Origin of the sequence: Streptomyces sp. MBT53 (genome assembly GCF_016654115.1) — a bacterium.
GTDB lineage: Bacteria > Actinomycetota > Actinomycetes > Streptomycetales > Streptomycetaceae > Streptomyces.
This window is the reverse complement of the sequence record NZ_JAEQAZ010000313.1, coordinates 1-6,648: the sequence shown is the minus strand read 5'-3', so window position 1 is coordinate 6,648 and position 6,648 is coordinate 1. Positions and strand designations below refer to the sequence as shown.

Sequence of the window (6,648 nt, the reverse complement as noted above, 5' to 3'; positions counted from 1 at the left end):
CGATGCGGGCGTTCCCGGGGGCTCCGCCCCCAGACCCCCGATCGGCCCTGAAGGGGCCTCGTCCTCAAACGCCGGACGGGCTGGATTTCGCCGGCCGGCGTTTGAGGACGAGGCCCCTTCAGGGCCGACGGGGGCCTGGGGGCGGAGCCCCCGGACGCCCACACCAACGCCGGACACCACACAAACCGACGCTCACCGCACCCCCTTCTCCCGCTCCTCCACAACGGAGTTGTACGCCGCGACCTGCGCCCGCCGAGCCGTCCGCTCCACCGGCCGCAACGCCTCCGCCCGCACCGCCATCTCGGACGCGCTCACCGCACCCCCGGGCCCGCTCTCCTCGGCCAGGGACACCAACAGCCCCACCCGCTGCGCCAGCTCCAACACCCGCACCGCGCGCGGCGGATACCCCGGCGCCAACACCTCCCGCCCCCGCTCGGCCCGTGCGCGATACGCGTCGAGCGCGGCCTCCGCGACCGGCCCCGACCCGGCCACGTCCAGCCGCGACAACACCGCCGTAGCGTCCCGCAGCGCCTCCGCCAACTCCCGCTCGGCCTCCCCCAGCGAGGGCACGTCGGCGCGCGGCGCCTCCCGCACCGGCAGGCAGTGCCAGACGACCTCGACATGGACGTCACCGGGGGGACCGGCCTCGTACACCTCGGGAACGAGGCCGAGCGCGGCGCCGTAGCAGATCACCGCCTCCTCGGCCTCCAGGGCCCGCGCGTTGAACGCGGGCGGGCCGCTGAGCCCCAGCGGGTGTCCCGAGGTGGGCAGCGCCACCCGCAGTCCGGTCACCCCGAGGGTGCGCAGCCGGCCCAGCGCGAGTGTGAGTCCGACGGGCGCCGACTCGCCCGGCAGCCCTTCCACCCGGTGCACGGCGTCCTGGCCCACGATGGCGAGTACGGCGTCGTCCGGTGAGACAAGCCCGGCCAAAAGGGCGTTTCCCCAGGCGGCGAGCCGCCCTGAACGTGGTTCCGAAAGCATGCCCCCCACCCTAAGGACCGGACCGATGGGATGGACCGCCCGGCCGGTGGCGTAGATTTCTTCGAGGGCTGCGCCTACCGGCGCACGCGACAGCCGAGACAGGCCGACGATGCAATGGGAGACAGCGCGCTCATGAGCGATGTTCTGGAGCTGGAGGACGTAACCGTGGTCCGGGAGGGCCGGGCTCTGGTGGACCAGGTCTCCTGGTCGGTCAAGGAGGGCGAGCGCTGGGTCATCCTCGGCCCGAACGGCGCCGGCAAGACCACGCTCCTGAACGTCGCGTCCAGCTACCTGTTCCCCAGCAGCGGCACCGCCACCATCCTCGGCGAGACCCTCGGCAAGGTCGACGTCTTCGAACTGCGCCCCCGCATCGGCGTCGCCGGTATCGCCATGGCCGAGAAGCTCCCCAAGCGCCAGACCGTCCTGCAGACCGTGCTGACCGCCGCCTACGGCATGACCGCCGGGTGGCACGAGGACTACGAGGACGTCGACGAGCAGCGCGCCCGCGCCTTCCTCGACCGCCTCGGCATGAGCGACTACCTGGACCGCAGGTTCGGCACCCTCTCCGAGGGAGAGCGCAAGCGCACCCTCATCGCCCGTGCCCTGATGACCGACCCCGAGCTGCTCCTCCTCGACGAGCCCGCCGCCGGCCTCGACCTCGGTGGACGCGAGGACCTGGTACGCCGGCTCGGCCGTCTCGCCCGCGACCCGATCGCCCCCTCCATGATCATGGTCACCCATCATGTCGAGGAGATCGCCCCCGGCTTCACCCACGTCCTGATGATCCGTCAGGGCAAGGTCCTCGCCGCCGGCCCGCTGGAGCTCGAACTCACCGCGCGCAACCTCTCCCTCTGCTTCGGCCTCCCGCTGATCGTCGAGCAGGTCGGCGACCGCTGGACCGCACACGGTCTCCCCATGTCCTGACCGAACTCCCCTGAAAAATACGGGTCGTACGGGCATATGCGCCCTGTCCGCGACCCGACCCGCAGCCCTACCATGACCTTGTGAACGACATCGGCGCATGGGTGTGGTGGCTCGTCGGCGCGGCAGCACTCGGGATCCCGCTCGTGGTGACCGCCATGCCCGAGTTCGGCATGCTCGCCGTGGGCGCGGGCGCCGCCGCTGCCACGGCCGGACTCGGCGCGGACGTCGTCGTACAGGTCCTCGTCTTCGTCGCCGTCTCGGTCGCCCTCATCGCGGTCGTACGGCCCATCGCGAACCGGCACCGCTCGACCCGGCCCCAACTGGCCACGGGCGTGGACGCGTTGAAGGGCAAACAGGCCGTCGTCCTGGAGCGCGTCGACGGCTCCGGCAGCGGCCGGATCAAGCTCGCCGGCGAGGTCTGGTCGGCCCGCGCGCTCGACACCGACCGCGCCTACGAACCGGGCCAGGAGGTGGACGTCGTGGAGATCGAGGGAGCCACCGCGATCGTCATCTGACCTCGCAGGACTCAACTGAACCGAACAGCACACGAGTTGCGTGACGGTCTGACAGACTCGACCAGCAAGATCTTCAACAACCATAAGATCTTCCGAAAGCGCCGAGGCGGAGAAGGGTACGGGGAGCACGATGGAACCGGTCATCATCGTCTTGATCATCCTGGTGGTGTTGGTCTTCATCGCTTTGATCAAGACGATCCAGGTCATCCCGCAGGCAAGTGCCGCGATCGTGGAGCGGTTCGGCCGCTACACACGGACACTCAACGCGGGACTCAACATCGTCGTCCCGTTCATAGACACGATCCGTAACCGCATCGACCTGCGCGAACAGGTCGTACCGTTCCCGCCGCAGCCGGTGATCACCCAGGACAACCTGGTCGTCAACATCGACACGGTCATCTACTACCAGGTGACGGACGCGCGGGCCGCGACCTACGAAGTGGCCAGCTACATCCAGGCAATCGAGCAGCTCACGGTCACCACGCTCCGCAACATCATCGGCGGCATGGACCTGGAGCGGACCCTGACCTCCCGCGAGGAGATCAACGCGGCCCTGCGCGGAGTCCTCGACGAGGCGACGGGCAAGTGGGGCATCCGCGTAAACCGCGTGGAACTCAAGGCAATTGAGCCCCCCACCTCCATCCAGGACTCGATGGAGAAGCAGATGCGCGCCGACCGGGACAAGCGCGCCGCGATCCTCACCGCGGAGGGCACGCGCCAGGCGGCCATCCTCACCGCGGAGGGCGAGAAGCAGTCCCAGATCCTGCGCGCCGAAGGCGAGGCCAAGGCGGCCGCCCTGCGGGCCGAGGGCGAGGCCCAGGCCGTCCGTACGGTCTTCGAGGCCATCCACGCCGGAGACGCCGACCAGAAGCTCCTGAGCTACCAGTACCTCCAGATGCTCCCGAAGATCGCCGAAGGCGACGCCAACAAGCTCTGGATCGTCCCCAGCGAAATCGGCGACGCCCTCAAGGGCTTGTCGGGCGCGATGGGCAACATGGGCCCGTTCGGCGGCGGTTCGGGAGGCGGCGGAGGCAACTCCGGCAACTCGGACGGCAATTCGGAACGCCGAGAGAAGCCGTCCATCGACTGACAGACCTGTTCTACGACACCGGGGCCCACCTCCCGCAGGAGGTGGGCCCCAGTTCAGTTCACGTGCCCTACGCGGCCGGCTGTACCAGCCACTCGGGCAGCGCGTCGAAGTCCTCGGTCCCCAGCGCCAACAGCATCGCGTCCGCGGGCGTCGGCTCGAACGGCCGCCGCAGCAACGGCATTCCGGCCTGCTCCGGAGTCCGGGCCGCCTTGCGGTGGTTGTCCTCCGCGCACGAGGCCACCGTGTTCAGCCAGGAGTCCTGACCACCCTGCGCCCTGGGCACCACGTGGTCCACCGTCGTCGCCCGCCTGCCGCAGTACGCGCACCGGTGCCGGTCCCGGACCAGCACACCCCGCCTCGACCACGGAGCTTGTCTTCGGAACGGCACCCTCACATACCTGCACAACCGGATGACCCGGGGGGCCGGTATGTCAACCTCGGCTCCGCGCATGCGCAGTTCGGGGTGGGCCTGCTCGACGACAGCCTTGTCCTGGAGCACCAGAACGACGGCTCGATTCAACGACACCGTCGACAGCGGCTCGAAGCTCGCGTTCAGCACCAGCGTGTCCCGCATCCAGCCCACCTCCCGTGTGCAATCGGCCCACCGCCTGGCGGGCTTGGATCAACTCTGGCCGGGCACGCCGAGATGGACAACGCAATAAAAACTGCCCGCCCCTGATCAATTCCAAGACCAGAGGCGGGCAAACGTTCAATGAACGTCAGTCTTCGGTGGGCGCTTCGTACTCACCGATCAGCTGGGCACGTGCCAGCGCGTGAAACCGCAGGTTGAAACCGACGACCGCAGGAGAGACGTCCGAGTCCGGACCCAACTTCTCCGAGTCCACGGCGTACACCGTGAACACATAACGGTGCGACCCGTCCCCGGGCGGCGGAGCGGCCCCGCCGAAGTCCTTCGACCCGTAGTCGTTCCGCACCTGTACGGCGCCCTCCGGCAGCCCCTCGAACTTGCCGCTGCCCGCACCCGTCGGCAGCTCGGTCACCGAGGCCGGGATGTCGAACACCGTCCAGTGCCAGAACCCGCTCCCCGTAGGGGCGTCCGGGTCGTAGCAGGTCACGGCGAAACTCTTGGTCTCGGCCGGGAAGCCCTCCCACCGCAGCTGCGGCGAGGTGTTGCCGGCCGCGTAGACCTGAGCGTCCTTGAGCGTCGCCCCCGGCTCGACGTCCTCACTCGTCACCGTGAACGACGGCACGGGCGGATGGAAGTCATGGGGGAGGGGTCGCCGCTTCAGCTCGGTCACCTTGGTACCTCCTGATCGGAATCTTCAGTACGTCCCGAGCCTAGAACCAGTTGCGCTTGCTGCCGACCTCGGAGATCCACTGGTTGAGGTACGCCGCCCAGTCCGTCCCGTGGAAGTCGTGCTGGCCCACCTGGAAGGAACGGAAGGTGTCACTGCCCTCGCTGAACAGGCCCGGCTTCTTGTCCATCTCCAGGATGACGTCCATCGCGTTCTCATCGGCGACGAAGGTCAGCTCGACCTGGTTCAGCCCCCGGTACTGCGACGGCGGGTGGAACTCGATCTCCTGGTAGAACGGCAGCTTCTGCCGCGTCCCCCGGATGTGACCGCGCTCCATGTCCGCGTTCTTGAAGCGGAAGCCCAGCTGGATGAAGGCGTCCAGGATCGCCTTCTGCGCGGGCAACGGGTGCACGTTGACCGGGTCCAGGTCACTGGAGTCCACGGCCCGCGCGATCGCCAGCTCGGTGCTCACCCCGATGTGCATCCCGCGCAGCGCCTGACCGTCGATCATCGTGACCGGCGTCTCCCAGGGGATCTCCAGACCGAACGGCACGGTGTGCGCGCTCCCCGCCTGCAGCTCGAAGGCACCGCCCAGCCGCACCTTCGTGAACTCGATGTCCTGCTTGTACTCCTGGTCACCGCTCTCGACCTCGACCTTGGCCTGCAGTCCGACCGAGAGCCCCTGGATCTCCTGGTTCACGGACCCGCCCTGGATCCGCACCTCGCCCTGGACGACACCACCAGGAACGACGTTGACCTCGGTCAGCACCGTCTCCACCGAAGCCCCGCCGGCCCCCAGGCTCGCGAGCAGCTTCTTGAACGCCATGACTCTCCCTTTACGAATGGACCCTTGATCCCTACAAACGCGATCCGACCGCGACCGGTTCCGCGCCACACCCTGGCAAGCGGACCGAACCTTGACCACCCCTTGGCACAAGTGCGTCTGGACTACGCTCGGACGCCATGATCGCGCCCCCGGACCGTAAGCCACTCCCCAGAGACTTCTTCGACCGCCCTGTATTGGAGGTTGCCCCCGACCTCCTGGGCCGCGTCCTCGTCCGCACGACCCCCGACGGTCCGATCGTCCTGCGCATCACAGAGGTCGAGGCCTACGACGGCGGAAACGACCCCGCCTCACACGCCTATCGCGGCCCGACCGCGCGCAACGGCGTGATGTTCGGCCCACCCGGGTATGTGTACGTCTACTTCACCTACGGCATGTGGCACTGCATGAACCTGGTGTGCGGTCCCGAGGGCACGGCGAGGGCGGTCCTGCTCCGCGCCGGCGAGATCGTCGAGGGCGCCGAACTGGCCCGCAAACGTCGACTCTCGGCCCGAAATGACAAAGAACTGGCCAAAGGCCCCGCCCGCCTGGCCACCGCCCTGGACGTCGACCGCTCTCTGGACGGCACGGACGCGTGCACCACGGGCGAGACACCCTTGAGGATGCTGGCCGGCACACCCGTGCCGTCCCATCAGGTAAGCAACGGTCCCCGTACCGGTGTGTCCGGCGACGGAGCGGTCCACCCGTGGCGGTTCTGGATCACCAACGACCCTACGGTGAGCCCTTATCGGGCCCATACGCCAAGGCGTCGGTCAAGTTGACGCGCCGTGGCGGGGTGCGTAATGTAGCCCGAGCCGCTTGACCCGGGTACGGCATTCGCCTGCAGCCGGAAGCGGCCAACCCACTACCTACGACTCCCTCTCAGCAGGGGCGTGTTCAGCATGCCCGCATGCCTGAATTCGAACTTGCGGAACTCGATTATGAGCTGGCTAGGGAATCGGCTAACGTAGTGAATGTCGAAAGGCCGACAGGCGAAAGCCCAAAGCGTTTGACAATCCCAACCGACAGGGAATCGGGACCGGAAACGGTCTGATAGAG

Annotated in this window: 8 protein-coding genes; 4 read left to right on the top strand and 4 right to left on the bottom strand. The window is 68.2% G+C overall.

The annotated features are described in order from the left end of the window. Positions 1–192 precede the first annotated feature (192 nt). Complete coding sequence (locus JHN45_RS49300) at positions 193–981, bottom strand: hypothetical protein (RefSeq protein WP_201056009.1); 789 nt, start codon at positions 979–981, stop codon at positions 193–195. A gap of 132 nt (positions 982–1,113) precedes the next feature. On the opposite strand from JHN45_RS49300, the gene JHN45_RS49295 reads away from it, so the two are divergent. The 3 genes from JHN45_RS49295 (at position 1,114) to JHN45_RS49285 (ending at position 3,510) form a co-directional block, all read left to right on the top strand. Next, positions 1,114–1,905 (top strand): ABC transporter ATP-binding protein, encoded by a 792-nt coding sequence (locus JHN45_RS49295; RefSeq protein WP_200711677.1) that lies wholly within the window; start codon positions 1,114–1,116, stop codon positions 1,903–1,905. 80 nt (positions 1,906–1,985) lie between these two features. After that, positions 1,986–2,420 (top strand): NfeD family protein, encoded by a 435-nt coding sequence (locus JHN45_RS49290; RefSeq protein ID WP_200711676.1) that lies wholly within the window; start codon positions 1,986–1,988, stop codon positions 2,418–2,420. Between the two features lie 130 nt (positions 2,421–2,550). Beyond that, positions 2,551–3,510, top strand: coding sequence for an SPFH domain-containing protein (locus tag JHN45_RS49285; RefSeq protein ID WP_019060707.1), 960 nt, complete (start codon positions 2,551–2,553; stop codon positions 3,508–3,510). 67 nt (positions 3,511–3,577) lie between these two features. On the opposite strand, the gene JHN45_RS49280 is transcribed toward JHN45_RS49285, so the two are convergent. The 3 genes from JHN45_RS49280 to JHN45_RS49270 all read right to left on the bottom strand — a co-directional run bounded on the left by JHN45_RS49280 (position 3,578) and on the right by JHN45_RS49270 (position 5,592). Next, complete coding sequence (locus tag JHN45_RS49280) at positions 3,578–4,084, bottom strand: HNH endonuclease (RefSeq protein ID WP_200711675.1); 507 nt, start codon at positions 4,082–4,084, stop codon at positions 3,578–3,580. 145 nt (positions 4,085–4,229) lie between these two features. Then, positions 4,230–4,769 carry a YbhB/YbcL family Raf kinase inhibitor-like protein gene (locus JHN45_RS49275; protein ID WP_201056008.1) on the bottom strand — a complete coding sequence of 180 codons (540 nt, stop codon included), beginning with the start codon at positions 4,767–4,769 and terminating at the stop codon, positions 4,230–4,232. A gap of 40 nt (positions 4,770–4,809) precedes the next feature. After that, positions 4,810–5,592: a sporulation protein gene (locus tag JHN45_RS49270; RefSeq protein ID WP_200711673.1), complete on the bottom strand. Its 783-nt coding sequence runs from the start codon at positions 5,590–5,592 to the stop codon at positions 4,810–4,812. Between the two features lie 137 nt (positions 5,593–5,729). On the opposite strand from JHN45_RS49270, the gene JHN45_RS49265 reads away from it, so the two are divergent. After that, entirely contained in the window at positions 5,730–6,371 is a 642-nt protein-coding gene (locus JHN45_RS49265; RefSeq protein ID WP_200711672.1) for a DNA-3-methyladenine glycosylase, read from the top strand. Positions 6,372–6,648 lie beyond the last annotated feature (277 nt).